Here is a 25,645-nt window from a genome sequence, read left to right as displayed (position 1 = left end):
GGGACTGGGGGGTGGGAGTGGGTCGGGCCGGTCACGCGGGCTCCTTGAGCGCGCGATCCAGCGGGACATCCGACGTCGTGGTGACGCCGGACGGGTCCAGGTCGGCCGGGGTCGGCATCGCGCTGCCCGGCAGTTGTACGGCGGCCGCGCCATGGGCCACGGCCGAGGCGAGCGCGGCGGGTCCGGTGCCGCCCGCGGCGAGGAATCCGGCGAGCGAGGCATCGCCCGCACCGACATTACTGCGGACGGCCGTGACCTTGGCCGTGCCGAAGTACGTACCGGTCCCGTCGACCAGCAGCTGACCGTCGGCGCCGAGGCTGGCCAGGACGGCGCGGGCACCCAGCCCGCGCAGCTCCTCGGCGGCCTTGACCGCCTCGCCCAGGGTGGCGATCGGGCGGCCGACGGCCTGGGCGAGTTCCTCCGCGTTGGGCTTCACCACATCGGGGCGCTCGCGCAGGGCCGCGGTCAGGGAGGGGCCGGAGGTGTCCAGGGCGATCCTGGCGCCCGCGCGGTGGGCCCGGGCGACCAGCTCGGCGTACCACTCGGGGGCCAGCCCGCGGGGGAGGCTGCCGCAGCAGGCGATCCAGTCGGCGCCGGCGACCCGGGTCCGTACCGCCTCCAGCAGGGCCTCGGCCTCGGTGTCGCTCAGCTCGGGTCCGCTCGCGTTGAGCTTGGTGAGGGTGCCGTCCGGCTCGGCGACGGAGATGTTGACCCGGGTCGAGCCGCGCACCGGCACGCCGGCGACCTCGATGCCCAGCTCTTCGAGCAGCCGCACCAGCAGCGCGCCCTCGGGCCCGCCGAGCGGCAGCGCCGCCACGGTGCGGTGCCCGGCGGCGGCCACGGCGCGCGAGACGTTGACCCCTTTGCCGCCGGGGTCGACCCGGTCGGTGGTGGACCGCAGCACGGCGCCGCGCTCCAGCGCCGGGATCTCGTACGTACGGTCCAGGCTGGGATTGGGGGTGACGGTGAGGATCATGCGCGTGCTACTTCCGTGCCCTGCTTTTCGATGGCGAGGGCGTCCTGTGGGCTGAGACCGGTGTCCGTGATGAGCAGGTCGACGTCGTCGAGGCCGCCGAAGCGGGCGAAGTGCTCCTGGCCGAACTTGCCGGAGTCGGCGAGCAGCACGACCCTGCGGGCGGCACTGATCATGGCGCGCTTGACGGATGCCTCCGCGAGGTCGGGGGTGGTGAGCCCGCTGTCCGGGGAGAAGCCGTTGGTGGCGAGGAAGACCACATCGGCCCTGACCTCGCCGTAGCCGCGCAGCGCCCAGGCGTCGACCGCGGCCCGGGTGCGGTGCCGGACCCGGCCGCCGACCAGGTGCAGGGCGATGCCGGGGTGATCGGCGAGGCGGGCGGCGATCGGCAGCGCGTGGGTGACCACGGTGAGCCCGGCTTCCAAGGGGATGGCGGCGGCGAACCGGGCCGCCGTCGACCCGGCGTCGATGATCACGCTGCCGTCGGCGGGCAGTTCGGCGAGGGCGGCGCGTGCGATGCGGTCCTTCTCATCGGCGGCGGTGCTCTCGCGTTCGGCGAGGTCGGGCTCGAAGTCGAGGCGTCCGGCCGGGATCGCGCCCCCGTGCACGCGGCGCACCAGCCCGGCCCGGTCGAGGGCCCGCAGGTCGCGCCGTACGGTCTCGGCGGTGACCTGGAACTCCTCGGCGAGGGACAGGACGTCCACCCGTCCGCTGTCGCGGGCGAGCCGGAGGATCTCCTGCTGACGCTCCGGTGCGTACATGTGGGTTTACGTCCCTTCCATGCCCGAACCTGTGATTTCGCGGCCAGATTACGTCGCCACTTCCGGGAAGTAAACAGACTCGGGCGCAAAACAAACTGGACCGGGCAGACTCGGGCCATCTTCGAAAGTCCGCGACACCCTCAAAGCGATGTCCGAATGCCGCCAGACATATCCGGCCCGTCCCGTCAGCATCGGTCATGTACGAGGGAATCACCGCACACCGGGATGTCTCTCACCCTCATCGCATTCGACACATCTTGGAGCGGACATGACACTCGACGGCAAGGCAGCTCTGATCACCGGCGGCAGCCGCGGCATCGGCGAGGCCATCGCCCTCCGCCTCGCCGAGGACGGCGCCGATGTCGCCCTGACCTACCGGCACCGGGCCGACCGTGCGGCGGACATCGTCGAACGGATCAAGGCGCTGGGCCGCCGGGCCCTGGCGGTACGGGCCGACAGCGCGGACCCGGCGGCGGTGCGGGCGGCCGTGGCCGGGGCCGCAGCCGAGTTCGGGCGCCTGGACATCGTGGTCAACAACGCGGGCGTGGGAGTCGCCGGCCCGGTCACCGAACTGTCGCTGGAGGACGTCGACCGCGTCCTGGACATCAACGTCCGGGCGCCGTTCCTGACCGCCCAGGCAGCGGTCGAGCGGCTGGCCGACGGCGGGCGGATCATCAACATCGGCAGCTGCATGGCCGAGCGCGTCGCCTTCCCCGGCGGCAGCCTCTACGCGACCAGCAAGACCGCGCTGACCGGCCTGACCAAGGCACTCGCCCGCGAGCTGGGCCCACGCGGGATCACCGTCAACCTGATCCACCCCGGCCCGATCGACACCGACATGAACCCCGCCGACGGCGAGAGCGCCGGCATGCAGAGCGGCTTCACCGCGCTGGGCCGCTACGGACTGCCGTCGGAGGTGGCCGCGACCGTCGCCCATCTCGCGGGCGACAGCGGCGGCTACATCAGCGGGGCGTCGATCGCCGTCGACGGCGGCTTCGCCGCCTGACCAGCAACCGCCTGAGCGGGCAAGGAAGAGCCCCGGCGCTCGGGGGAGTGCGCCGGGGCTCGGTCTATGGGGTCTGTGGCGTGCGGTCGGTCCATACGGGCCGACGGCTCAGGCCGCGGCGTCGAAGCCGGTCTGACGGGCCATCTTCTTCAGTTCCAGCAGCGCGTGCTTCTCGATCTGGCGGATGCGCTCACGCGTCAGCCCGTGCTGCTTGCCGACCTCGGTGAGCGTGCGCTCCCGCCCGTCGTCGATGCCGTACCGCGCCTTGATGATGGAGGCGGTCCGGTCGTCGAGACGGCCGATGAGGTCTTCCAGCTCCTCACTGCGCAGCAGCGTCATCACCGACTGCTCGGGCGAGACGGCCGAGGTGTCCTCCAGCAGGTCGCCGAACTGGGTCTCGCCCTCGTCGTCCACCGACATGTTGAGGCTCACCGGGTCGCGCGCCCAGTCGAGCACGTCCGAGACCCGCTCCGGCGTGGAGCCCAGCTCCTCGGCGATCTCCGCGTGCTCCGGCTCGCGGCCGTGCTCACGGTTGAACTCGCGCTGCACCCGGCGGATCCGGCCCAGCTCCTCGACCAGGTGGACGGGCAGCCGGATCGTACGCGACTGGTCCGCGATCGAGCGCGTGATGGCCTGGCGGATCCACCACGTGGCATACGTAGAAAACTTGAAGCCCTTGGTGTAGTCGAACTTCTCCACGGCGCGCACCAGGCCCGCGTTGCCCTCCTGGATCAGGTCGAGCAGGGGCAGACCACTGCGCGGATAACGGCGCGCCACGGCCACGACCAGGCGCAGGTTGGAGCGGATGAAGACATCCTTGGCGCGGGCGCCCTCGGCGGCGATCGCCTCGAGCTCCTCTCGGCTCGCACCCGCGGCTCCGGTGTCCTCGGCCTCTCCGTCAAGGATCTGCTGGGCATATACACCCGCCTCGACAGCCTGGGACAGCTCGACCTCCTTCGCCGCGTCCAGCAACGGGGTACGAGCGATCTCGTCGAGATACATGCCGACCAGGTCGCGATCGGCGATCTCCCCGCCTGTGGCGCGAACACTGTTGGCCCCATCAGCACCACCGGTGGTGGCCTGATTGCGGGCGACGGCACGGGTTGCCATGCGTGCTCCCTTACAGATGGATCGGGCGCGGACTATGAACGGACCTTCCCTGGGCGGGTGCCCCGTCCGATGGAAACAACGACTGGAATCCGGACAGAATTCCCAAGCCGCGCCCACCTTTTTACGATCATGCAGTATCCTGTGCCGCCACAGGGGGTTCAGTACGGCGCAGCAGCGCCGAGAAGGCGCAGGTCAGGTACACCCCTCGCGCCGGAACGGCCGCCGTCCCCCGCTTCCTCTCCTCACAAGACGGATCCCAGGGCGTTCTGGTTGCCCGACGCCGGGCTTGCCGCGGGCCGAGCTTGCCGGAGGCCCGGTGCGGGTGTGCGCTGGAGGGGAGGAGGTCCTGCCATGAACGGTTCCGTCTCGGCCCCGGCGCGCGGGCGTCACCGGCCGCATCTCCCCACCGCGCGGCTCCACCCCGCCGCCTCCTGGGTGGTCCCCGTCGCGCTCGGCGTCCTCACCGGCGGCTACGCGATGTTCATCGACCACAACCAGGGCGCGACGCTGCCCTCCGCCGCGCTTCTCGGCCTGGTGGTGGCGGTCGTCGTCGGCGCGGTCTGCTATGCCGTCGGGCGGTTCCAGGGGCTGATGCTGCCGGAGGTCCGGGCGGGGCTGTACGGAGTGCTCCTCGGCTGCGTGATCGGCTTCCTGTACTGCCTGAGCGGGGCGGCGGTGGGGCGGGCGTCCGGCGTCGGCCTGGGGGTGGCGCTGTCGATGGCGGCGGTGTCGTTCTACGTCATCCACGCCCGGTCGGACTGACACGCCGGCCGGACTGACACGTCGGTCGGACTGACACGCTCGGCCGAACACGCTCGGCCGGACCGACTCGGCTCAGCCGAACTGCACCGACCGCTTCGCCAGCCCCATCCAGAAGCCGTCGATCACGCTCCGCTGGCCGCCCAGCTCCGACTCCGCCGCCCCCAGCGTGACGAACAGCGGGGCGAAGTGCTCGGTGCGCGGATGGGCGAGGGGGCCGCTCGGGGAGGCGTGTTCGAAGTCGAGCAGGGCGTCGATGTCCTGCCCGGCGAGCGCGCGCTGCCCCCAGTCGTCGAACTCGGTCGACCAGCCGGGCGGCGTCGGCCCACTGTGACGCAGCGCGGCCAGGTTGTGGGTGAAGAAGCCGCTTCCGACGATCAGCACTCCCTCGTCGCGCAGCGGGGCGAGCTTGCGGCCGATGTCCATCAGCTTCCGCGGGTCCAGGGTCGGCATCGAGACCTGGAGGACGGGAATGTCGGCGTCCGGGTACATCTCGACGAGCGGTACGTACGCACCGTGGTCGAGCCCCCGGTCCGGGATGTCCTGGACGGGCGTACCCGCGGTGCGCAGTGTCTTGCGGATGCGCTCGGCCAGTTCGGGGGCGCCGGGCGCAGCGTAGCGGACCTGGTAGTAGTGCTGGGGAAATCCCCAGAAGTCGTAGACCAGCGGCACCGTCGTGGTGGCCCCGATGGCGAGCGGGGCTTCCTCCCAGTGCGCGGAGATCATCAGAATCGCGGTGGGCCGGGGCAGGCTCGCTGACCAGGCAGCGAGCTGTCCGGGCCAGACCGGATCATCGGCGAGCGGCGGAGCACCATGACTGAGATAGAGGGCGGGCATGCGCGACACGGCGGCGGCTCCTCGATCAGAAGAACACAATAGAGCTTGAAGTCTCAAGCAGTTTCCCACATGACGGTATCGCACACTTGTTTAAAATTCAAGAAGTAGACTTACAATGAACGATGTGGACGCCATGAACTCCTCCGCAGACACGGACACGGACACAGCCGCCGACCCAGTCTCCGACGAGCCCCGCTGGCTGGACGATGACGAGCAGCGCACCTGGCTGGCGTACATCCAGGCCAGCATGTTGCTGGACGACCATCTCGACCGTCAGCTGCAGCGCGACGCGGGTATGCCGCACCTCTACTACGGCCTGCTGGTGAAGCTCTCCTGGGCGCCCCGCCACCGGATGCGGATGACCGAACTGGCCGAGGCCGCCAAGATCACCCGTTCCCGGCTCTCCCACGCCATCACCCGCATGGAGAAGGACGGCTGGGTACGACGCGAGGACTGCCCCGACGACAAGCGCGGGCAGAACGCGGTCCTCACCGAGAAGGGGTTCGACGTCCTCAAGCAGACCGCGCCCGGCCATGTCGACGCCGTCCGCTCGGCGATCTTCGACCGGCTCACCCCGGAGCAGATCGCCCAGTTCGGCGACGTCTGCCGGATCATCGCCGACGGGCTCCAGCCCGAGGGCGCCGATCTCCCCTGGCTGCGCTGAGCTCAGGAGAAGTACGTAGGCCCCGCTCCATCACGGAGCGGGGCCTTCTCATCCGTACACGTCGTCAGCGCATCGTCAGTGCGCCATGACCGGAACGGCGTCCTCCACCGCCCCGTCGCCCGAACCGGCGACCGCGCCGCCGCCGTCCTGCCGCCCGGCGCCGATCAGCGTGGTGGCGATCGCCGCGGCCAGCAGCAGGATGCCGACCGCCCAGGCGATGGCCGCGGTGTAGCCGTGCACCATCGACTGCAGCTGCAGCAGCTTGGGCGAAGAGGCCGTGGCCACGTGGCCCTTGGCGTACGCCGTGGTGGCGCTGGCGGCGATGGTGTTGAGCAGAGCGGTGCCGATCGCGCCGCCCACCTGCTGCGAGGTGTTGACCATCGCGGAGGCGACGCCCGCGTCACGCGGCTGGACACCGTGGGTGGCCAGGCTCATCGCGGGCATGAAGGCCGTACCCATGCCGAGGCCGAGCAGCACGATCGCGGGCAGGATCAGCGCCGGGTACGAGCTGTCGAGGTCGATCTGGGTCAGCAGCAGCATGCCGGAGGCGGCGACCAGGAAGCCGGGGCCCATCAGCAGCCGCGGCGGAACCCGGGTCATCAGCCGGGCGCCGATCTGCGTCGAGCCGGTGATCATGCCCGCGACCATCGGCAGGAAGGCCAGACCGGTCTCGACCGGGCTGTACCCCTTGACGATCTGCATGTAGTAGGTGAGGAAGAGGAACAGGCCGAACATGCCGATGACGGCGAGGCCCAGCGAGGCGTACACCCCGCCGCGGTTGCGGTCGGTGACGACGCGCAGCGGCAGCAGCGGCGCCTTCACCCTGGACTCGACGATCACGAAGGCGGTCAGCAGCACGGCGGCCGCGACGTACAGGGCGACGGTCGGGCCCGCGGTCCAGCCGTCGGACTCGGCGCGGGTGAACGCGTAGACCAGCGAGACCAGGCCCGAGGTGGCCAGCAGCACACCGGGGACGTCCAGCTTGGAGGGGTTACGGCTCTCGGTGGGCTCGCGGATCACGGCGATCGCGCCGACCGCGGCGACGATGGCGAACGGGATGTTCACGAAGAACGTCCAGCGCCAGTCCAGGTATTCGGTGAGGACACCGCCGAGGATCAGGCCCACGGCACCGCCGCCGCCCGCGATGGCGCCGAACACGCCGAACGCCTTGGCCCGCTCCTTGGGGTCGGTGAACATCACCGCGAGCAGCGAGAGCGCGGACGGCGCGAGCAGCGCGCCGAAGACGCCCTGCAGGGCGCGGGCGCCGAGCAGCATGCCGCTGCCCACCGCGGCGCCGCCGAGCGCCGAGGCCGCGGCGAAGCCGATCAGCCCGATGATGAAGGTCTGCTTACGGCCCCACAGGTCCGCGATCCGCCCGCCGAACAGCAGCAGGCCACCGAAGGCGAGGGCGTAGGCGGTGATGACCCACTGCTTGTTGCCGTCGGAGATGTTCAGGTCGGCCTGGGCCGAGGGCAGGGCGATGTTCACGATGGTCGCGTCGAGGACGACCATCAGCTGGGCGAGGGCGATGAATATCAGCGCTTTCCAGCGCCGGGGGTCGGCGTACGGGGCCTTGTTCAGGGCCGTTTCAGACATGGGTGGGCCTACCTAGCGGTGCGGAGAGTGAGAAATGGGACGTTTGACACCCGGCTGAGGACCGGGCGGAGCCGTTGACCAGAAGAAGAAGGAGAAGTGAAAGCCGGAGAAGCGCGACGTCGTACGAACGTGGAGACCGGTGGACGCGCGAGAAGTAAGCGGTGTGCGGTGAACGGCCGGAGGCGAGCTACGTCACGGCCGGTGCTGCAGATCCTCCAAGGTGACGGCGGAGCCGGGAAGTTCGGAGCGCGCCGGGGCCGACAGACCGTCCAGGAACAGCTGCAGATGCCGGTGCACGAAGGCGTCGAAGTCCACACAGCCGCTGCCGGGCAGCGGCCGGGTGAGCTGGGTGAGCGCGACCATCAGATCGCCGACGTCGATGTCGGCGCGCAGGCGGCCGGCCGCTCGGGCGGCCCCCATCAGGGCGTCGATACCGGCGTCCAGACGGTCGCGGGCGGCGATGTGGTCAGGGTGCTCCTTGTCGATGCCGTCGGAGAGCAGGGGGCACAGCGCGCCGATCCGCTCGTCCGCCGCCGCGTGGACGAAGCGCCCCAGCGCCAGGAAGGCGTCGGGCTCCTCGGCCAGGGCCGATTCGGCTTGTTCGGCGACGCGGGACATCACCGACAGGGTCACGTGGTGGATCAGTTCACGGCGGTCCGCGAAGTGCCGGTAGATGGTGGCATTGCCGACTCCCGCCCGTCGAGCGATTTCATCGAGCGGGACCTCGGCCCCGTGCTCGACGAGCACTTCGCGCGCGGCGCCGATGATCCGCTCCCGATTGCGCAGGGCGTCGGCACGCAGCCGGGGCGGTGCGTGCCGTGCGCGAGCCGCGGCTCGTGCGGCCGTGGCTCCGGCCATGGCAGCTCCCCTTTCCGTGTCCGATCGTCCCGGAATCGAACGATTCGAGATTCAACATTTCCGGGGAGTCAGTCCCCGTTTGTGCGGTCACCGGGTTAAACGGGGAATCACTCCCCGGAATTTCGCAGCCCGCAGGTGACCTGCCTCACACCTTTTCCGCGGGCGTTTCCCCCGTCCGGCCCAGCCGTTTCGCCCGACCGGGCGCACCCCACGGGCGCCCCGCCACCCACCGCCACACCGTGGGCGGCAATGAAGCAGACCCGCGAGGCCCTCCGCCCTCGAATACGCAGGCTCCGCCGAGGCAGCGCGTTCGTCACCGCCACCGTGCTCACGGTCGCGGTGGTCGCCCCGGCGGCGACGCCACGTCCGGGGAAACCGGCCGCCGCCCAGCGGGCCCCGGTGCCGGTGACCACGGCGAAGGCCGGGTCGCTGGAACCGTGCTCCCTCGCCTCCGGGCCCGGGCTGCAGATGTCCGAGGGCATCCCCACCAACCGCGGCTACAGCCGCAGTACGGGGACGGTCAACGCCCTCAACCTGATGATCGACTTCCCGGATGTGCGCGGCAAGGGCACGGCCCGCGAACGCTACGAGGAGTTCTTCCCGCAGACCTCACGGTGGTTCGCCCGCAGCTCCTACGGACGGCTCGACTACCGTCCCGCGATGCCGATCGACCACTGGCTGCGGATGCCGCACTCGTTCCGCTCGTACGGCATAAAGCGTGGCAGCGCCTTCGAGCCCGGCTACCGCAAGCTGGTCGCGGACATAGCGAGGACGGCCGACGCGAAGATCGACTTCCGCCGCTACGACCTGGTGAACGTCCTGGTCACGCCCAACGCCGGGCCGCCCGCCGCGCATGCGGTGCTCTCCGTGACGTACGCCGACAACCAGCGCGCCCCGACCGCGGACGGGGTTCCGCTGGCCAACGTCTCCTTTGTCTACAGCCGCCAGGACGACGGTTCCGGTTCGCTCCGGAAGACCGGCTTCCGGGTCCTTCCGCACGAGAACGGCCATGTCTTCGGCCTGCCCGACCTCTACACCCGCGGCGGCGGCGACAACGTGGGCCACTGGGACGTGATGTCCGAGGACTGGGGCGCCGGCAACGACCTGCTGGCCTGGCACAAGTGGAAGCTCGGCTGGCTCGGCACCCGCCAGGTCCACTGCGCCGCCCGCCCCGGCACCACGGTGCACGCGCTGTCCCCGCTGCACCGGCCGGAGGGCACCAAGCTCGTCTTCGTCCCGGTCTCGGACTCCGCCGGATACGCCCTGGAGGCGCGCACCGGCGGCGGCAACGACGAGGCGGTGTGCAAGCCCGGCGTCCTGGTGACATGGGTGGACACCGGTATCGACTCGGGCGGCGGCCCGGTCACCGTCATGGACAGCTCCCCCGGCGGCCACGGCTGCACCCAGGAGCGCAACGTCCACCCCGGGCTCAGCGACGCGGCATTCGGCCCCGGCGAGTCGTACGAGGGGGACGCGGGCGGCGTGCGCGTCCGCGTCCGCGTCACCGGGCGGGACGCGGACGGCGCCTACCGCGTCGAGGTCACGCGTCGCGCCAGTGCCGGCGCCCGAGGCTGATCAGCAGCAGCTGCTTACGGGCGGTGTCGGCGATCCGCGCGTGCTTCTCCTCGTCGTCCTGGGCCTCCAGGAACGCGGTCGCCGTGGTCACCATGCGGTCGACGTACAGCTCGGCCAGCATCCGGACGTCCCCCTGCGGCCAGCCCGCCGGGGTGAGCCGGGGCGCGAAGGCCGCGGCGACCTCGTCGGCCAGCAGGCCCAGTTCGGCGGCGATCGCCTCCCGCACCGGCCGCACGCCGCCGTGCCGTTCGCGCGCGATGAAGCGGATGTGGGTGGGGTGGCGGCGCACATGCTCGGCGACCGCCTCCATCACGGCGTCGATCCGCTCCTCGTCCCCGTCCCGCTCGGCGAGGATCGCGCGGACCATGCCCTGCAGACTGCCCAGGGACTCCTCGACCAGCGCCACGCCCAGGTCGGCCATGTCCCGGAAGTGCCGGTAGAAGGCGGCCGGGGCCATGCCCACCACCCGGGTCACCTCCCGCAGGCCCAGGCTGCTGAGGCTCTGGTCCTCCAGCAGCTCCAGCGCCGCGTCGAGCAGCGCACGACGCGATTTCCGCTTCCGCGCCTCGCGGATCCCGCATGTGTGACTCATATCATTCCAGTAAACAGGTGTTCGCCGACTTGGCCGGCCGTACGCGGGGGTAGCCTAGATGTCAGTGAACAGTTGTGATTCCAATTGTTCACCAAGTGAGTATCCGCATCCCGGATCCACCCCACAAGAGACCACCAAAGGACCACCCAGAGACTCAAGAGAGAGGCTCACATGCTCTTCATCGTCGCGGCTCTCGCCCTGATGGGGGTACTGCTGGGCGCGGCGGCACATACCCCGCTCCCGGTCTTCCTCGCCGCTTCCGGCGTCATCGGCGCGTGGCTGCTCATCTTCTTCATCCGTGAACGCACCGGACACAAGGAGAGCTGACCCATGGCACTCACCGCACCCACCCGCACCTCGCCGGTCCGCGCGCGCCGGGACGCCGACGGCATGGCCGTCGCCTCCTTCGTGCTCGGCCTGATCGGCACCCTCCTCTTCAACGCGGTCTTCGGGCCCTGCGCCATCGTCCTCGGAACGCTCGCGATCGCCCGGGAGACGAAGCGCCGGGGCCGCGCGCTGCTCGGCATCGCGCTCGGCATCGCGGACGTGATCCTGCTGGTCGTCCTGATGACGCTGGACCACTCGGTCTTCTGGCAGTTCGGCAGCTGATCCGGACCCCGTGAACCCAGCGGCCCTTCCACTGGATGGAAGGGCCGTTGCCCGTGCGTGACCCCCGTCACCACGCTGCTGTGCATGACCGCATTCGCACGGAACCAGTGGTACGTCGCCGCCTACGGCCGGGAAGTCGGCCGCGAGCTGCTGGCGCGCACCATCCTGAACGAGCCCATCGCCTTCTACCGCACCGAGCCGGAGAGCCCCGGGTCCGACGGCAGCGAGCCGAACGGCACCGTCGTCGCGCTCGCCGACCGCTGCGTGCACCGCCGCTATCCGCTCTCGGCCAGCCGCCTCGACGGCGACAAGGTCGTCTGCGGCTACCACGGCTTCACCTACGACACCACGGGCACCTGTGTGTTCGTGCCCGGCCAGAAGCGCGTCCCGCGCACCGCCCGGGTCGCCTCGTATCCCGTCGTCGAGCAGGACTCGCTGGTCTGGGTGTGGATCGGCGATCCGGCGCTCGCCGATCCCGCCGCGATCCCCCGCGCCCCCTGGCTGGCCGACCCGCACTGGACGACGGTCGGCGACATGGAGCGGATCGACGCCGACTACGGGCTGCTCGTGGACAACCTGCTGGACCTCTCCCACGAGACGTATCTGCACGGCGGCTACATCGGCACCCCCGAGGTCGCCGAGACCCCCATCACCACCGAGGTGGACGAGGGCGCGGGCATCGTGCGGGTCAGCCGCCACATGGACGACGCCGCCTGCCCGCCCTTCTACGCCCGCTCCACCGGCATCGAGGGCCGCATCACCCGCTGGCAGGACATCGAATACCACGCACCCTGTCTGTATCTGCTGCACAGCCGCATCGCCCCGGTCGGGGTGCTGCCGGAGGCCGACGGTTCCGATCCGAACGCCTTCCATGTGGAGATCACGTACGCCATCACGCCCTCCACCGACCGGCAGGTCTACGATTTCTGGGCCGTCTCACGGGACTTCGCCCAGGACGACGAGGAAGTCACCACCGTCCTGCGTGACTTGAACCGCACCGTGGTGCGGCAGGACGTGGACGCGCTGAACCTGCTCCAGAAGGCGCTGGACACCGAGCGCGAGGGCTATCAGGAGCTGAGCATCAACATCGACACCGGCGGCCTCGCCGCGCGCCGCATCCTCGCCCGCCTCGCCGCCGAGGGCGAGCAGCGCACCACCCCCGCGCCCGGCCCGGCGGCCACGGCCGCGCCATGAGCGGCGCGCCCAGCGCCGAGGTCTACCGGATCGACTGGCTGCCCGGCACCGACGTGCTGCACGGCGTCTGCCACTGCGGCGCGGAGCGCACCGCGCAGGACCCGGTCGAGCTGTGGCAGTGGATGCTCGCGCACCCCGAAGGACACACGCCGCCCGATCCCCAACAGGCCGCCCGGCCCCCGCAGAAAGGCACCGCCGCGTGAGCAGCGCCACCGAAGGCCACGAGTACGACGACACCCTGCTGGTGGCCGCCCGAGCCGACGCGGCGCCGGACGTGGTGACGCTCACGCTCCGTCATCCGGCGGGGCGTGAGCTGCCCAGATGGGAGCCCGGCGCCCATGTCGACCTCGTCCTCGGGGACGGGCTGATCCGGCAGTACTCGCTGTGCGGGGACCCGGCGGACGGCGCGTCCTGGCGGATCGCGGTGCTGCGCGCGCCCGACGGACGCGGCGGTTCCGCCCGGGTCCACGACACGCTCACCGAGGGCGCGCGGGTGCGGGTGCGCGGGCCGCGCAACCACTTCGCGCTGCGCCCGGCCGCCCGCTATCTGTTCATCGCGGGCGGCATCGGCATCACCCCGATCCTCCCGATGACGGCCGCCGCCGAGGCCGCGGGGGCCGACTGGACGCTGCTGTACGGCGGGCGCACCCGCGCCTCCATGGCCTTCGCGGAGCAACTCGCCGATGCCTACGGCGAGAAGGTCCGGCTGGTGCCGCAGGACGAGGCGGGGCTGCTCGACCTCGCCGCGCATCTCGCCGAGCCCGACCCCGACGCCCTGGTCTACTGCTGCGGCCCGGAGCCGCTGCTGCGGGTCGCCGAGGAGCGGTGCCGCGCCTGGCCGCCGGGCGCGCTGCGCACCGAGCGCTTCCAACCCCGCCCGGAGGCCGGGGAGTCCGGGGAATCCTTGGAGTCCGGCGGTTTTGAAGTGGTCCTCGACCGATCCGGACGCTCCCTCACCGTCGAACCCGGACAGAGCGTGCTGCGCACCCTGGAGGAGGCGGGGGTGCCGGTTTTGTACTCCTGCGAGGAGGGCACGTGTGGTACGTGCGAGACGGATGTCATCGAGGGTGAGGTGGACCACCGCGACTCCGTACTCACCGACGAGGAACGGGCGTCGGGCGAAACGATGATGATCTGCGTCTCACGCTGCCGGGGCGCGAAGCTGGTGCTGGACCTGTGACAGAGCCCGTGAACGGCCCTGCGAAAGGGCGCTGAACGACCGCTGCCACCTCTCGAAGTATGGGACGGGTGCCCCCACCCCCTGGACAAGCAGGTTGGTTAGGCTAACCTAAGTACACCTTGGGGTGACGACGACCCCTGGGCACCGTCCCCGTACATCTTGAGAAAAGGCACCACCATGCGGTCCATGCGCCACGCCAGAGAACTCCCGCTCTCCCGTCGCGGTCTCCTCGCCGCGGGCGGCGCAACCGGTCTCGGAGCCCTCGTCACCGCCTGCGGTGGCAAGGGCGGTTCGGGCTCCGGCGACGGAAAGGGCGGCGGCTCCTGGTCGTTCACCGACGACCGTAAGAAGAAGATCACCAACGATGGGGCTCCCCAGCACATCGTCGCGTACGTCGCCGCGGCGGCCGCGCTGTACGACTTCGGGATCGACAAGCAGATCACCGGCGTCTTCGGCCCGACCAAGCTGAAGAACGGCAAGCCCGACCCACAGGCCGGGGACATCGACGTCGACCGGCTGACCAGCCTCGGCCAGACCTGGGGCCAGTTCAACGTCGAGAAGTACGCCTCGCTCAGCCCCGATCTGCTGATCACCAACATGTTCGACCCGGGCGCGCTCTTCTACATCCCGGACGACAGCAAGAAGAAGATCCTCGAACTGGCCCCCAGCTGCGCCATCACCACCGGCCGGGTCTCCATGCTGGAGCCCATCAAGCGCTACGCCGCGCTGGCCGAGGCGCTCGGCGCCGACCTCAAGGCCAAGAAGGTCACCGACGCCAAGGCCCGCTTCGAGAAGGCGTCCGAGGAGCTGCGCAAGACCGTCAAGTCGCACAAGATCCGGGTCATGGCCTGCTCCGCCAGCGCCGACCTCTTCTACGTCTCCAACCCGAAGATCAACGCCGACCTGATGTACTTCCAGGAGCTGGGCGTCGACCTCGTACAGCCGCAAAAGCCCGACAAGGGCGGCTACTTCGAGAGCCTGAGCTGGGAGAACGCCGACAAGTACGACGCGGATGTGCTGTTCCTGGACAACCGCACCGCGACCCTCCAGCCGGGCGCGCTGAAGTCCAAGCCGACCTGGTCGAAGCTGCCCGCCGTCAAGGCGGACCAGATCACGCCCTGGAGCAGCGAACCGCGCTTCTCCTACGCCGGCGCCGCACCGCTGATCGAGTCCCTCACCAAGGCCATCCAGGACGCGAAGAAGGTCAGCTGACCCGGACTGACCAACTGAAACGGGCTGACCAGCTGAAACGGCCGACCAGCCGCCGGCGCTGACCACGGCAAGCGAAGGGAAGATGTCGCTCCCATGACCACCGCAGCCACCACCACCCGCCCCGCCTCCACCGCAGTACCGTTCCGCTTCTTCGACGCGCACGTCGTACGGACCCGGGCGCTCGGACCGTCCATGTCCCGCATCACCTTCAGCGGCACCGGCCTCGGGAACTTCACCAGTGGCGGCCGCGACCAGCGCTTCAAACTGTTCCTGCCGCACCCCGGCCAGCCGGCCCCGGTCGTGCCGGTCGAGGACGGCGACGGCTGGTTCGCCACCTGGCGCACGATGGACCCGGCCGTACGCGGCATCATGCGCTCGTACACCGTGCGCGAGCAGCGCCGCCAGCCCGAGGAGATCGACGTCGACTTCGCGCTGCACCACGACGGCGGCCCGGCCGCCCGCTGGGCCGCGCGCGCCGAGAGCGGCGACCGCGTGACCCTGCTGGGCCCGGTCGTCGAGGACAACGGGGGCGTCGACTTCCGGCCGCCGTCCGGCACCGACTGGGTGCTGATCTCCGGCGACGAGACCGCGCTGCCCGCCGTCGCCGGCATCCTCGACTGGCTCCCCGCCGGCACCCCGGCGAAGGTGTGGATCGAGGTCCAGCACGCCGAGGACATGCAGGAGCTGCACACCGAGGCCGACGCCGAGATCACCTGGCTGGTCCGGGACGGCGCCGCCCCCGGATCCCCGCGCTCCGCCCTGCTGCTGGACGACGTACGCGCCACCCGGCTGCCCTCCGGCACCCCGTACGCCTGGATCGCGGGCGAGGCCGGAACCGTCAAGGAGATGCGCCGCCACCTGGTGCGGACACGCGGCTTCGAGCGCAAGGCGGTGACCTTCACCGGCTACTGGCGGCTCGGCGCCTGTGAGGAACAGCTCGTCGAGGAGGCCGTGAGCGGCAACGGCCCGAAGTCCGACGACTGACCGGCGCCCCCGCTCTCCCCCGACCGCTCACCGAACCCACTGACAAGTCCATCAACTGGCCGACGGGACCCTCGATCGCCGAGGCGCGCCACCGCGCGCCCGGCTCCCCCGGCCGGCGCACCCGCATGCCCCGGACTCCCCCCGCACCCCCACAGGCACTCCCGCGGGCGCGCACACACCCGCGCGCCCGCACGCTCCAGGAAGGACAGACCGTGAGTTTCCTCGCGCAGACCGCTGAGGACCCGTCGCCGGAGTCGATACCCGGGGCGGCGGATGGCAGGGCCCACCTCTTCAACGACCGTACGGCGGAGAGCTACCGGCGCTCCGTGACCGACGGCGTCGGTCTGGTGGCCTCCACCGTCGCCCGCACCGACCGCCCGTTCACCGGCGTCACCCCCGGTGAGCTGGCTCCCGAGATCTCCGGCATCGACCTGGAACAGCCGCTGGGCGACTCCCGCGCCGCGCTGAAGGAGCTGGAGCGCGTCTACCTCAAGGACGCCGTCTACTTCCACCACCCGCGCTACCTCGCCCACCTCAACTGCCCCGTGGTCATCCCGGCGCTGCTCGGCGAGGCGGTCCTGTCCGCCGTCAACTCCTCCCTCGACACCTGGGACCAGAGCGCCGGCGGCACCCTGATCGAGCGGCGCCTGATCGACTGGACCGCCGAGCGCATCGGCCTCGGCGAGGCCGCCGACGGCATCTTCACCAGCGGCGGCACCCAGTCCAACCTCCACGCGCTGCTGCTGGCCCGCGACGAGGCGTGCAAGCTGGTGGAGAAGGAGGCCGCCGCGGCCGGGGAGGCCGTCCCCCCGAAATCCGAGATCCTGCCGCGGCTGCGCATCCTCACTTCCCAGGCCGCCCACTTCTCCGTGCAGAAGGCCGCCGCCGTCCTGGGGCTCGGCTACGAGGCCGTCACCGCGATCCCCTGCGACCAGGACCGGCGCATGCGCACCGTCGCCCTGGCCCGCGAACTCGACCGCTGCCGCCAGGACGGCCTGGTCGTCATGGCCGTCGTCGCGACCGCCGGAACCACCGACTTCGGCTCCATCGACCCGCTGCCCGAGATCGCCGAGCTGGCCTCCCGGCACGGCGCCTGGCTGCACGTGGACGCCGCGTACGGCTGCGGACTGCTGGCCTCCCCCACCCGCCGTCACCTGCTCGACGGCATCGAGCGCGCCGACTCGGTCACCGTGGACTACCACAAGTCGTTCTTCCAGCCGGTCAGCTCCAGCGCCGTCCTGGTCCGCGACCGCGTCACGCTCAGCCACGCCACGTACCACGCGGACTACCTCAACCCCGAGCGCAGCGCCGAGAAGCTCATCCCCAACCAGGTCGACAAGTCCCTCCAGACCACCCGCCGCTTCGACGCGCTCAAGCTGTGGCTGACGCTGCGCATCATGGGCGCGGACGCGATCGGGGCGCTCTTCGACGAGGTCGTGGACCGGGCCGCCGACGCCTGGGGCCTGCTGGACACCGACCCCCGGTTCGAGGTCGTCACCGAGCCGCAGCTGTCCACGCTCGTCTTCCGCTACGTGCCCGGGGACGGCTCCGACCCGGACCTCGTCGACCGCGCCAATCTGCACGCGCGCGAGGCCCTTGCCGCCTCCGGCGAGGCGGTCGTGGCCGGCACGGTCGTGGACGGCCGTCACCACCTGAAGTTCACGCTGCTCAACCCGGAGACGACGCTGCACGACATCGCGTTCGTCCTCGACCTCCTCGCCGAGCACGCCGGTCAGTACCTGGCCCTGCACATCGAGCCCGAACTCAGCCACTCCCGCGCCGGCTGAGCCGCTGCCTCGCACTGAGCCCCTGACCTGAGCCGCTCAACGCACGTCCCCCTCGGAGAACCACCGTGCCATCCCCGCACATATACGACTTCATCGCCGTCGGCCTCGGCCCCTATAACCTGGGCCTCGCCTGCCTCACCGAGCCGATCGACGAACTCGACGGCCTGTTCCTGGAGAGCAAGACCGACTTCGACTGGCATCCGGGCATGCTGCTGGACGGCGTCACCCTCCAGACCCCGTTCATGGCCGACCTCGTCACCCTGGCCGACCCGACCTCCCGGTACTCCTTCCTCAACTACCTGAAGGAATCCGGGCGGCTGTACTCGTTCTACATCCGCGAGATCTTCTATCCGCTGCGGGCCGAGTACAACAAGTACTGCCGCTGGGCGGCCGGAAAGCTCAGCAGCGTCCGCTTCGGCCACGAGGTCACCAGCGTCCGTTACGACGACGCCGACGGCCTCTACACCGTGCGCTCCCGGCGCCCCACCGGCGAGACCACCGAGCACCGTGCCCGCCATCTGGTGCTCGGCACCGGCACCCCGCCCTTCATCCCCGAGCCCTGCCGGGGCCTCGGTGGCGACCTGCTGCACAACGGGCGCTACCTGGAGCACAAGGAGGCGCTCCAGGCCAAGGAGTCCATCACGATCGTCGGCAGCGGGCAGAGCGCGGCCGAGATCTACCAGGACCTGCTGGCCGACATCGGCAGCCACCGCTACCGCCTCAACTGGGTGACCCGCTCCCCGCGCTTCTTCCCGCTCGAATACACCAAGCTCACGCTGGAGATGACCTCGCCGGAGTACGTGGACTACTTCCACGCCCTCCCCGAGGACACCCGCTACCGGCTGGAGTCCGAGCAGAAGGGCCTGTTCAAGGGCATCGACGCCGACCTCATCAACTCCATCTACGACCTGCTCTACCAGCGGAGCGTGGACGGCCCGGTGCCGACCCGGCTGCTCACCAACACCGCGCTCACCGACGCCTCGTACGACGAGTCCACCGGTACGTACACCCTCGGGCTGCGACACGAGGAGCAGCAGCGCGACTTCTCCCTCACCACCCAGGGCCTCGTCCTCGCCACCGGCTACCGCTACCAGGTGCCCGCCTTCCTGGAGCCGATCCGGGACCGCATCCGCTGGGACGACCACGGCCGCTTCGACGTCGCCCGCAACTACAGCATCGACAGCACCGGCCGCTCCATCTTCCTCCAGAACGGCGCCACCCAAGCCCACAGCCTCACCTCCCCCGACCTGGGCATGGGCCCGTACCGCAACTCCTGGATCATCCGCGAGCTGCTGGGCCGCGAGCACTACCCGGTCGAGAAGTCGATCGCCTTCCAGGAGTTCGGCGCGCCGGAGGGACCCCTGACATGACCGTGTTCGCAACCGTCTTCGAGCATCACCACGACCGCCTCGGCCGCTTCGCCCTGCGCACCCTCGACCCGTCCGGCGACGCCCCGCTGCTGCACCGCTGGGTGACCCACCCCAAGGCGTCCTACTGGATGATGCAGGACGCGAGCCTCGCCGACGTCGAGGCCGAGTACCGCAGGATCGCCGACCACCCCCACCACGAGGCCCTCATCGGCCTGCACGAGGGCGAACCCGCCTTCCTCGCCGAGCGCTACGACCCGGCCCATGTCGAGCTGGTGGGGCTGTACGAGCCCCGCGAGGGCGACGTCGGCATGCACTTCCTGTGCGCGCCGACCGACACCCCGGTGCACGGCTTCACCCTCGCCGTGATCACCACCGTCATGGCGTTCTGCTTCGACGACCCCGCCGCCCGGCGCGTCGTCGTCGAGCCCGACGTCCGCAACGAAGCGGTGCACGCGCTGAACGCGGCGGTCGGCTTCGACGTCGTCGAGAAGATCGTCAAACCGGAGAAGGACGCCTACCTCAGCACCTGCACGCGCGAGCGCTTCGCCGCCGCGCGCGCCGCCCAAGGAGTATTCCGATGAGTCCCCGCGACGCCGTCGCCCACCTCACCCCCGACCTGTGGGAGCGGGCCGGCCGCCTCCTCATACGCAAAGCGCTCGCCGAATTCGCGCACGAACGCCTGCTGACGCCCGAACCCGCCGACGACGGCCGGTACGCCGTCCACAGCGACGACGGCGCGGTGACCTACCGCTTCGCCGCCCGCGTCCTCACCCTGGACCACTGGCTGGTCGACGCCGACAGCATCACCCGCCACGGCCGGGACGGCGCACAGCTCCCGCTGGACGCCCTGGACTTCTTCCTCGAGCTGCGCGGCGCCCTCGGCCTCAGCGACGACATCCTCCCCGTCTACCTCGAGGAGATCAGCTCCACCCTCTCCGGCACGGCCTACAAACTGGCCGCCGAGCCGGTCGGCGCGGCGCAGCTCGCCAAGTCCGGCTTCCAGGAGATCGAGACGGGGATGACCGAGGGCCACCCCTGCTTCGTCGCCAACAACGGACGGCTCGGCTTCGGCATCCACGAATACCTCTCGTACGCCCCCGAGACCGCGAGCCCCGTCCAGCTCGTCTGGCTGGCCGCCCACCGCGACCACTCCACCTTCACCGCCTCCTCCGACCTCGACTACGACGCGCTGGTCCGCGCCGAGCTGAGCGAGGAGACCCGCGCGCGCTTCGCGGACACCCTCGGCGGCCTCGGCCTCGACATCGCCGACTACCACCTGCTGCCCGTGCACCCCTGGCAGTGGTGGAACAAGCTGTCCGTCAGCTTCGCCGCCGAGGTCGCGCAAGCGCGACTGGTCTGGCTCGGCCCCGGCGAGGACGAGTACCTGGCGCAGCAGTCGATCCGTACCTTCTTCAACACCAGCGACCCGGCCAAGCACTATGTGAAGACCGCCCTGTCGGTCCTCAACATGGGCTTCATGCGGGGCCTCTCGGCCGCCTACATGGAGGCCACCCCGGCCATCAACGACTGGCTGGCGGGCGTCATCGCCTCCGACGACGTCTTCCGGGCCGCCCGCTTCTCGATCATCCGCGAGCGGGCCGCCATCGGCTACCACCACCGCCAGTACGAGGCCGCCACCAACCGGTACTCCCCGTACCGCAAGATGCTCGCCGCCCTGTGGCGCGAGAGCCCCGTACCGTCGCTGGAACCCGGCCAGCGCCTCGCCACCATGGCCTCCCTCCTCCACACCGACACGGGCGGCGGCTCCTTCGTCAGCGCCCTCATCGAGGAATCCGGCCTCACCCCGGCCGCCTGGCTCCGCGGCTACCTGGACGCCTACCTCACGCCGGTGCTGCACAGCTTCTACGCGTACGACCTGGTGTTCATGCCGCACGGCGAGAACGTCATCCTGGTCATCGAGGACGGCGCCGTCCAGCGGGTGATCTTCAAGGACATCGCCGAGGAGATCGCGGTGATGGACCCGGACGCGGCCCTGCCCCCGGCCGTCGAGCGCATCCGCGCGGACGTCCCCGAGGACAAGAAACTGCTGTCCGTCTTCACCGACGTCTTCGACTGCTTCCTGCGCTTCCTCAACGGCATCCTCGTCTCCGACGGCCTGCTCGAGGAGGACACCTTCTGGCAGACGGTCGCCGCGAGCGTGCGGGGCTACCAGGACGCGATGCCGCACCTGGCGGACAAGTTCAAGCAGTACGACATGTTCGCCGAGGACTTCGCGCTGTCCTGCCTCAACCGTCTCCAGCTGCGCAACAACCGCGAGATGGTCGACCTCCAGGACCCGGCGGGGGCGCTCCAGCTGATCGGCACGCTGAAGAACCCGATCGCACGGTTCCGCCCTCCGGAGACCTGAGCGAACCGGGCACCGCTGCTTGTGAGCAGCGGTGCCCGCTCCCTCTACGCCCCTCCCGTTCCGTAATACGGCCGGCAGACCCCACCGTCGTCATCGGTAGCGATCTCCAGCACCTTGCTGCCGTCCTCCGAAGGCAGCAGGCTGGAGCTGTAGTTGGGGCAGGAGTCGAGCTTGTCGGACGTCACGGCGACGGGCGCCGGGATCTCGCGCCACGTCCCCTGGCCGCCCTTGCTGTTCGTCCAGATCGTGCGCCCGCTGCCCTCGGCCCGACTGCCGTCCTTGTTGTACATCGCCTGACCGACCAGCAGCAGCTTGCCCTGCGGATTGCCCTCCTCCGGCGCCCAGGCCAGATTCGGCGCGTGCAGGAAGTACTTCCCGTCCGCCGTCTCGGCCCGGGTCCCGAGGTCGGCAGGGTCGCCCCAGTCCCATCCGTCGCGCGAGGTCCGCAGATGGGCCACGCACGCGTACTTGCCCCCGGCCGCGCAGATCTCGTACGTCATGATGTACGTCCCGTTCGGCAGCTTCCGCACGACCGGCATCCCGGGCCGGTCGGATGCCAGCTTGCTGGTCACCGTGTCGCGAGGCCCGCTCCACGAGACGCCGTCCTTCGACCGCACGGCGACGAGCTTCTGGCTGTGGCGCGGATCGGTCTCGTCGGAGTAGTGGCAGACCAGGTTCCCCTCGGCGTCGATGGAGAACTCCGGCTCCCACAGCCCCCTGGCGTTCGGCGAGGTGGCGACCGTGGACAGATAGCTCCAGTTCCGGCCGTGATCGGTGCTCTTGAACACCCGGATCGACATCCGGGGCTCGGGTTTCTCGTCCTGCCCGAAGGAGGCGGCCCACAGCAGCGTCCCGGCGGGCATGTCACCGACCTGTTGCGGCAGTTCGTACAGCGTGGCGCAGCACAGCCCCTTGCCGTTCGCGGCCTTCTCGTCGGAGACGGTGCCCACGTGGCGGAAGCTGCCGCCGCCGTCGGTGCTCTCCTGGATCTCCCCGACACCGTTGCCGCCCTTGTGGGCGACGGACGAGGCGAGCACGCGCCCGTTCGCGCTCCCACTGTGCTGCAGCCGGATCGCCCGCGGATACTTCGCCCCGCCCTCACCCAGCGGCTTGGCCGCCGCCTTCTCCCCGGGGGCCTGCCCGGGCGCCGCGTTGTTGCTCACCGCTCCCTTTCCGGTCTGGGACTGCGAGGTCTCACTGTCCTGCGGAGGGTCGCCGCGGCACGACGTGAGGGACAGAGCGGTGCACGCGGCAACGAGCGTCATGAGGAACGCCGCCGGACCGCCGCGCCGACGTGAACGGAGAATGGTGCTTGTTGGCATGGGCCTTCCTGACGTTGCGGGAGGGGTTACCACCAGACTGCATGTCGCTGCTGATGATCCATTAGTGATCCACTAACGCACCGCTAACAGACCGCCAGGACTGTCCGTCTTACGTCATACGCAATAATTTCATACGCCTTATATCGCCGAACGCCCGATACTTCACCCAGACCCCGAACCGCTGGACGTACACCCAACGGAGGCGAACCCCGATGACCACATCCGCTACGCCGTGGGTGGTCGGACGATGCCTCCGTGGGGCTTGTAGAAAACTCCGTCGCTGCAGGTCAGCGCGCGGCAGGCGGCGGATCGTCGGACACATCCGGCGACGGCGCGGCGGGCAGGTGAACCACCAGGCGGGCTCCGCCGAGACCGCCGTCGTCCGGGGCGGGGTCCTGGTCGGCGTAGGCGACGCCGCCATGGGCGGTGACGACCTTGCCGACGATGGCGAAGCCGAGGCCCGAGCCGCCGGCCTCGCGGGAGCGCGCCTCGTCGAGACGGGTGAAACGCTCGAAGACCCGGGTCCGGTCCGCGGCCGGGATACCCGATCCGTCATCGCTGACGGTGAGTTCCACGGTGCCGCCGCTCTCGCCCAGGACCACGCGGACGTGCCGTTCGGCATGACGGCGAGCGTTGTCCAGGAGATTGCGCACGACACAGCGCAGCGCCTCGGCGTCGCCCCGTACGCGGCCGCCCACGGCCTTGGCCGCCTGGTCCCTGTATGCCGCGTTGACCCAGCGCTGGACATGGGCCGGCGTCCTGTGCGCGTTGGCGGGGCTGCCCCGGCCCAGCGCGGTGGCCCTGGTGGTCGCGATCGACGGGGCGGCGGCCGTCGCCTTGGTACAAATCCGCAGACGTCCGGCACGACAGCCGGCAAAGGCAGGGTGGCGGCCTTGCCTGGGTGCGGTGATCGCCCCGCTGGGCTGGCTGGGGTTTGTCACATGGGTGGGCACCCGGCTCGGCCACTGGGACGGTTACTTCGCCGTCCAGGAACTGTGGCGTTCCCGATTCGACTGGCGGGTCACCACAGTCCACCAACGGGACCGGCTCTTCCTTCATGCCCCGTCCGTGCCGTTCGCCTGGGTGGTCGTGGCGCTGGTGCTGTGCGCTGCCATAGCCCTCGGAGCCGTGACATGGGCGCACGGCCAGCCGCTGCCGCTCGTGGTGTACAGCGTGGGCCTGTTGGTGATCGCTGTCGGGGACTCGGCGTTCTTCGGCGTTCGGGCCCGATTCCTCGTGCCCGCCTTTCCCTTGCTGCTGCCGTTGGCGAGCTGGCCGGCCCGAGTCCGCTCCGGCAGCGTGCGCGTCCTCCTGCTGGGCTCGACGACACCCTGTCCGCGTTGTACGGCGCTTACCTGGTCTTCGCCGTCGGCCACGCACCGTAGCAAGGGGTCACTGTTCCCTGATGCTGCGCGGGACGTCGCGCGGCCCGTGCGTTGGGCGATCTTCTTGACGCCCGCCGCGCCCCCAATTCGACGGAACCTGTGGTTCGTTGTGCGGGGATACCGGTTGGGCGCTCTCCGTTTCAGCGACTTGCCTCGCCCTGGGCGACTTCGATGTCCTGGTGGACGCTGAGTGCGCCGGTCGCCGCAGTGGCGCAGGAGATCACCGTGCAGGCGGCCAGGAGAACGGCGATCCACGGCACGATGCGCGGTGTTCGTCCGGCCGGGGACAGGAGGGCGGCTACACGCCGCGGCACAGGGCCTGTGGTCGCCGCCGGTGTGAACGCCGGGCGATCCGAGTCGGCCGCGTTCGCGGCCAGGGCAGCTCGGGCGATGGCGCGGGCGGTCAGGCGCCGGTCGCCGACAGCAGCGGCGGCCGCCTCGTCGGCGGCGCGTTCCGCGACCAGCCGGACCGCTTTTCGGACCGGTCGCAGGGCGGGGTGGCAGTGGGCGGCGAGTTCCGCCGCGGCCAGGAAGTAGCGGTGGCCGCCGGTGTTGTGGGCGCGCTCATGCGCGAAAAGGGCCTCCCGCTCGTCCGGCCGCAGGGCACGCAGCATGCCGGTGGTGACGACGATGCGGTGCGGGCGGCCGGGCAGGGCGTAGGCGTCCGGGTGCGGGGAGTCGACGACGCACAGGTCGCCCGCGACGGGCCTGCGTTCGGCGTGGGAGCGGGCGGTGCGCAGACCCGCGGCCTGGCGCACGGCCGAGCACCCGAGCGCAAAAGTGCCGAGCGTGAGCAGACCGGTGGCCAGGGCGGCCACGGGCAGGACCAGCCATTCGGAGGGCGTCCGCAGAGGGTGGACCAGCTCGCCCAGCGCGGCAAAGGCCGGGATCTTGAGCAGGCCGGTCACCGCGAAGGTGCCGAGTGCCGCGAGGTACCGGCTGCGAGGAGGAGCGCGGAGACGGTGAGGGTCCACAGGGCGGCCACCGGCGAGCAGTGGTCGAGGATCCGGCGGGCCAGGAAAGGCGACGCACAGGGCAGAAGGAGCGGCATCAGCAGGAGCGTGGTCCTCATAGGCCCTCCTCCAGCAATCGCCGCAGGACCTGCTCGTCGTCCGGGGTGAGCTGGGCGACGAAGCGGGCCAGAGCGCTCTCCCGGTCGCTGTCGCGGGCGAGTTCGCCATGCATGCGCAGAGCGGTCAGGCCGTGCGGGTCCTGTACGGGGCGGTAGGCGTAGCCGCGGCCCTGCCGCTCCCGCTCCAGGGTCCCCTTCTCATACAGGCGGGAAAGGATCGTCGTCACGGTCGTCCGCGCCAGGCCGGAGGAGAGTTCGGCCTGGACCTGGGCCGGGGTGAGCGGCGTGTCCGAAGCCCACAGGGCGGCCATCACGGCCGCCTCCAGCTCGCCCGCGGGTCGGCGCTCGTCCTTCGCGTCGGTCATGGGAACGATTCTCACCCCACCATCGTCTACAGTGACGCAGACCGTCTACAAGTTTGTAGTCGGTCA

The 25,645-nt window shown here is 70.5% G+C and carries 25 protein-coding genes and 1 pseudogene; 15 read left to right on the top strand and 11 right to left on the bottom strand.

The features are described from left to right. Positions 1–31: 31 nt before the first annotated feature. Positions 32–976: a 1-phosphofructokinase gene (pfkB, locus tag ACH4SI_RS37935; protein ID WP_398304104.1), complete on the bottom strand. Its 945-nt coding sequence runs from the start codon at positions 974–976 to the stop codon at positions 32–34. Beyond that, complete coding sequence (locus tag ACH4SI_RS37930; protein WP_398304102.1) at positions 973–1,734, bottom strand: DeoR/GlpR family DNA-binding transcription regulator; 762 nt, start codon at positions 1,732–1,734, stop codon at positions 973–975. Before ACH4SI_RS37930 ends, pfkB begins: the two co-directional genes overlap by 4 nt. Positions 1,735–2,002: 268 nt before the next feature. Here ACH4SI_RS37930 and ACH4SI_RS37925 point away from each other — a divergent pair, with 268 nt between their 5' ends. Further along, complete coding sequence (locus ACH4SI_RS37925; RefSeq protein ID WP_398304100.1) at positions 2,003–2,740, top strand: 3-oxoacyl-ACP reductase family protein; 738 nt, start codon at positions 2,003–2,005, stop codon at positions 2,738–2,740. A gap of 108 nt (positions 2,741–2,848) precedes the next feature. On the opposite strand, the gene ACH4SI_RS37920 is transcribed toward ACH4SI_RS37925, so the two are convergent. Continuing rightward, a complete protein-coding gene (locus ACH4SI_RS37920; RefSeq protein WP_385444372.1) occupies positions 2,849–3,850 on the bottom strand; it encodes an RNA polymerase sigma factor RpoD/SigA in 1,002 nt (333 codons plus the stop codon). A gap of 351 nt (positions 3,851–4,201) precedes the next feature. Here ACH4SI_RS37920 and ACH4SI_RS37915 point away from each other — a divergent pair, with 351 nt between their 5' ends. Continuing rightward, complete coding sequence (locus ACH4SI_RS37915; protein ID WP_398304097.1) at positions 4,202–4,612, top strand: hypothetical protein; 411 nt, start codon at positions 4,202–4,204, stop codon at positions 4,610–4,612. A 72-nt stretch (positions 4,613–4,684) separates the two neighbouring features. Here the strand turns inward: ACH4SI_RS37915 and ACH4SI_RS37910 are convergent, their stop codons facing one another. Beyond that, positions 4,685–5,446 (bottom strand): dioxygenase, encoded by a 762-nt coding sequence (locus ACH4SI_RS37910; protein WP_398304171.1) that lies wholly within the window; start codon positions 5,444–5,446, stop codon positions 4,685–4,687. 133 nt (positions 5,447–5,579) lie between these two features. Here ACH4SI_RS37910 and ACH4SI_RS37905 point away from each other — a divergent pair, with 133 nt between their 5' ends. Continuing rightward, a complete protein-coding gene (locus ACH4SI_RS37905) occupies positions 5,580–6,110 on the top strand; it encodes a MarR family winged helix-turn-helix transcriptional regulator (RefSeq protein ID WP_398304169.1) in 531 nt (176 codons plus the stop codon). A gap of 75 nt (positions 6,111–6,185) precedes the next feature. On the opposite strand, the gene ACH4SI_RS37900 is transcribed toward ACH4SI_RS37905, so the two are convergent. After that, positions 6,186–7,706 carry an MFS transporter gene (locus ACH4SI_RS37900; protein WP_398304095.1) on the bottom strand — a complete coding sequence of 507 codons (1,521 nt, stop codon included), beginning with the start codon at positions 7,704–7,706 and terminating at the stop codon, positions 6,186–6,188. Between the two features lie 192 nt (positions 7,707–7,898). Beyond that, entirely contained in the window at positions 7,899–8,564 is a 666-nt protein-coding gene (locus ACH4SI_RS37895; RefSeq protein WP_398304093.1) for a TetR/AcrR family transcriptional regulator, read from the bottom strand. 249 nt (positions 8,565–8,813) lie between these two features. Here ACH4SI_RS37895 and ACH4SI_RS37890 point away from each other — a divergent pair, with 249 nt between their 5' ends. Next, positions 8,814–10,139 (top strand): M6 family metalloprotease domain-containing protein, encoded by a 1,326-nt coding sequence (locus tag ACH4SI_RS37890; RefSeq protein ID WP_398304091.1) that lies wholly within the window; start codon positions 8,814–8,816, stop codon positions 10,137–10,139. On the opposite strand, the gene ACH4SI_RS37885 is transcribed toward ACH4SI_RS37890, so the two are convergent. Beyond that, on the bottom strand, positions 10,105–10,731 hold the full coding sequence (locus ACH4SI_RS37885; RefSeq protein WP_398304089.1) for a TetR family transcriptional regulator: 627 nt from the start codon (positions 10,729–10,731) through the stop codon (positions 10,105–10,107). The two genes, ACH4SI_RS37890 and ACH4SI_RS37885, sit on opposite strands and share 35 nt — an antisense overlap. A gap of 171 nt (positions 10,732–10,902) precedes the next feature. On the opposite strand from ACH4SI_RS37885, the gene ACH4SI_RS37880 reads away from it, so the two are divergent. The 11 genes from ACH4SI_RS37880 to ACH4SI_RS37830 all read left to right on the top strand — a co-directional run bounded on the left by ACH4SI_RS37880 (position 10,903) and on the right by ACH4SI_RS37830 (position 21,435). Then, complete coding sequence (locus ACH4SI_RS37880) at positions 10,903–11,058, top strand: hypothetical protein (protein WP_039937939.1); 156 nt, start codon at positions 10,903–10,905, stop codon at positions 11,056–11,058. Positions 11,059–11,061: 3 nt separating this feature from the next. Next, positions 11,062–11,340 (top strand): DUF4190 domain-containing protein, encoded by a 279-nt coding sequence (locus tag ACH4SI_RS37875; RefSeq protein WP_398304086.1) that lies wholly within the window; start codon positions 11,062–11,064, stop codon positions 11,338–11,340. Between the two features lie 84 nt (positions 11,341–11,424). After that, positions 11,425–12,534 (top strand): Rieske 2Fe-2S domain-containing protein, encoded by a 1,110-nt coding sequence (locus ACH4SI_RS37870; protein ID WP_398304084.1) that lies wholly within the window; start codon positions 11,425–11,427, stop codon positions 12,532–12,534. Continuing rightward, positions 12,531–12,737 (top strand): hypothetical protein, encoded by a 207-nt coding sequence (locus tag ACH4SI_RS37865; protein WP_398304082.1) that lies wholly within the window; start codon positions 12,531–12,533, stop codon positions 12,735–12,737. The genes ACH4SI_RS37870 and ACH4SI_RS37865 overlap by 4 nt, the downstream gene beginning before the upstream one ends. Continuing rightward, the gene (locus tag ACH4SI_RS37860; protein WP_398304080.1) at positions 12,734–13,714 is read left to right on the top strand and encodes a PDR/VanB family oxidoreductase; all 981 of its coding nucleotides are present in this window, start codon (positions 12,734–12,736) and stop codon (positions 13,712–13,714) included. Before ACH4SI_RS37865 ends, ACH4SI_RS37860 begins: the two co-directional genes overlap by 4 nt. Before the next feature lie 186 nt (positions 13,715–13,900). Then, positions 13,901–14,926, top strand: coding sequence for an ABC transporter substrate-binding protein (locus tag ACH4SI_RS37855; RefSeq protein ID WP_398304078.1), 1,026 nt, complete (start codon positions 13,901–13,903; stop codon positions 14,924–14,926). Positions 14,927–15,019: 93 nt separating this feature from the next. Then, a complete protein-coding gene (locus ACH4SI_RS37850; RefSeq protein ID WP_398304076.1) occupies positions 15,020–15,910 on the top strand; it encodes a siderophore-interacting protein in 891 nt (296 codons plus the stop codon). Between the two features lie 212 nt (positions 15,911–16,122). After that, the gene (locus tag ACH4SI_RS37845) at positions 16,123–17,697 is read left to right on the top strand and encodes a pyridoxal phosphate-dependent decarboxylase family protein (protein ID WP_398304074.1); all 1,575 of its coding nucleotides are present in this window, start codon (positions 16,123–16,125) and stop codon (positions 17,695–17,697) included. A 65-nt stretch (positions 17,698–17,762) separates the two neighbouring features. Continuing rightward, positions 17,763–19,067 (top strand): lysine N(6)-hydroxylase/L-ornithine N(5)-oxygenase family protein, encoded by a 1,305-nt coding sequence (locus ACH4SI_RS37840; protein WP_398304072.1) that lies wholly within the window; start codon positions 17,763–17,765, stop codon positions 19,065–19,067. After that, positions 19,064–19,648 (top strand): GNAT family N-acetyltransferase, encoded by a 585-nt coding sequence (locus tag ACH4SI_RS37835; RefSeq protein ID WP_398304070.1) that lies wholly within the window; start codon positions 19,064–19,066, stop codon positions 19,646–19,648. The genes ACH4SI_RS37840 and ACH4SI_RS37835 overlap by 4 nt, the downstream gene beginning before the upstream one ends. Further along, entirely contained in the window at positions 19,645–21,435 is a 1,791-nt protein-coding gene (locus tag ACH4SI_RS37830) for an IucA/IucC family protein (RefSeq protein ID WP_398304068.1), read from the top strand. Before ACH4SI_RS37835 ends, ACH4SI_RS37830 begins: the two co-directional genes overlap by 4 nt. Positions 21,436–21,479: 44 nt before the next feature. On the opposite strand, the gene ACH4SI_RS37825 is transcribed toward ACH4SI_RS37830, so the two are convergent. The 4 genes and pseudogenes from ACH4SI_RS37825 to ACH4SI_RS37810 form a co-directional block, all read right to left on the bottom strand. Further along, positions 21,480–22,598, bottom strand: a complete 1,119-nt coding sequence (locus tag ACH4SI_RS37825) for a sialidase family protein (RefSeq protein ID WP_398304066.1) — start codon at positions 22,596–22,598, stop codon at positions 21,480–21,482. 446 nt (positions 22,599–23,044) lie between these two features. After that, positions 23,045–23,698 (bottom strand): sensor histidine kinase, encoded by a 654-nt coding sequence (locus ACH4SI_RS37820; protein WP_398304064.1) that lies wholly within the window; start codon positions 23,696–23,698, stop codon positions 23,045–23,047. A 584-nt stretch (positions 23,699–24,282) separates the two neighbouring features. After that, a pseudogene (locus tag ACH4SI_RS37815) lies at positions 24,283–25,214 on the bottom strand (M48 family metalloprotease). Next, entirely contained in the window at positions 25,211–25,579 is a 369-nt protein-coding gene (locus tag ACH4SI_RS37810) for a BlaI/MecI/CopY family transcriptional regulator (protein ID WP_398304062.1), read from the bottom strand. The pseudogene ACH4SI_RS37815 and the gene ACH4SI_RS37810 overlap by 4 nt, the downstream one beginning before the upstream one ends. Positions 25,580–25,645: the final 66 nt, after the last annotated feature.

The sequence above is a fragment of the Streptomyces sp. NPDC021212 genome, from assembly GCF_044332925.1.
GTDB lineage: Bacteria > Actinomycetota > Actinomycetes > Streptomycetales > Streptomycetaceae > Streptomyces.
The sequence above is the reverse complement of the archived record's forward strand: the minus strand, read 5'-3'. Positions and strand labels throughout refer to the sequence as shown.

Excerpts from the sequence above, each read along its gene's own strand:
- pfkB (WP_398304104.1), bottom strand. The coding sequence starts at position 976 with ATGATCCTCACCGTCACCCCCAATCCCAGCCTGGACCGTACGTACGAG.
- ACH4SI_RS37930 (WP_398304102.1), bottom strand. The coding sequence starts at position 1,734 with ATGTACGCACCGGAGCGTCAGCAGGAGATCCTCCGGCTCGCCCGCGAC.
- ACH4SI_RS37925 (WP_398304100.1), top strand. The coding sequence starts at position 2,003 with ATGACACTCGACGGCAAGGCAGCTCTGATCACCGGCGGCAGCCGCGGC.
- ACH4SI_RS37920 (WP_385444372.1), bottom strand. The coding sequence starts at position 3,850 with ATGGCAACCCGTGCCGTCGCCCGCAATCAGGCCACCACCGGTGGTGCT.
- ACH4SI_RS37915 (WP_398304097.1), top strand. The coding sequence starts at position 4,202 with ATGAACGGTTCCGTCTCGGCCCCGGCGCGCGGGCGTCACCGGCCGCAT.
- ACH4SI_RS37910 (WP_398304171.1), bottom strand. The coding sequence starts at position 5,446 with ATGCCCGCCCTCTATCTCAGTCATGGTGCTCCGCCGCTCGCCGATGAT.
- ACH4SI_RS37905 (WP_398304169.1), top strand. The coding sequence starts at position 5,580 with ATGAACTCCTCCGCAGACACGGACACGGACACAGCCGCCGACCCAGTC.
- ACH4SI_RS37900 (WP_398304095.1), bottom strand. The coding sequence starts at position 7,706 with ATGTCTGAAACGGCCCTGAACAAGGCCCCGTACGCCGACCCCCGGCGC.
- ACH4SI_RS37895 (WP_398304093.1), bottom strand. The coding sequence starts at position 8,564 with ATGGCCGGAGCCACGGCCGCACGAGCCGCGGCTCGCGCACGGCACGCA.
- ACH4SI_RS37890 (WP_398304091.1), top strand. The coding sequence starts at position 8,814 with ATGAAGCAGACCCGCGAGGCCCTCCGCCCTCGAATACGCAGGCTCCGC.
- ACH4SI_RS37885 (WP_398304089.1), bottom strand. The coding sequence starts at position 10,731 with ATGAGTCACACATGCGGGATCCGCGAGGCGCGGAAGCGGAAATCGCGT.
- ACH4SI_RS37880 (WP_039937939.1), top strand. The coding sequence starts at position 10,903 with ATGCTCTTCATCGTCGCGGCTCTCGCCCTGATGGGGGTACTGCTGGGC.
- ACH4SI_RS37875 (WP_398304086.1), top strand. The coding sequence starts at position 11,062 with ATGGCACTCACCGCACCCACCCGCACCTCGCCGGTCCGCGCGCGCCGG.
- ACH4SI_RS37870 (WP_398304084.1), top strand. The coding sequence starts at position 11,425 with ATGACCGCATTCGCACGGAACCAGTGGTACGTCGCCGCCTACGGCCGG.
- ACH4SI_RS37865 (WP_398304082.1), top strand. The coding sequence starts at position 12,531 with ATGAGCGGCGCGCCCAGCGCCGAGGTCTACCGGATCGACTGGCTGCCC.
- ACH4SI_RS37855 (WP_398304078.1), top strand. The coding sequence starts at position 13,901 with ATGCGCCACGCCAGAGAACTCCCGCTCTCCCGTCGCGGTCTCCTCGCC.
- ACH4SI_RS37850 (WP_398304076.1), top strand. The coding sequence starts at position 15,020 with ATGACCACCGCAGCCACCACCACCCGCCCCGCCTCCACCGCAGTACCG.
- ACH4SI_RS37835 (WP_398304070.1), top strand. The coding sequence starts at position 19,064 with ATGACCGTGTTCGCAACCGTCTTCGAGCATCACCACGACCGCCTCGGC.
- ACH4SI_RS37830 (WP_398304068.1), top strand. The coding sequence starts at position 19,645 with ATGAGTCCCCGCGACGCCGTCGCCCACCTCACCCCCGACCTGTGGGAG.
- ACH4SI_RS37810 (WP_398304062.1), bottom strand. The coding sequence starts at position 25,579 with ATGACCGACGCGAAGGACGAGCGCCGACCCGCGGGCGAGCTGGAGGCG.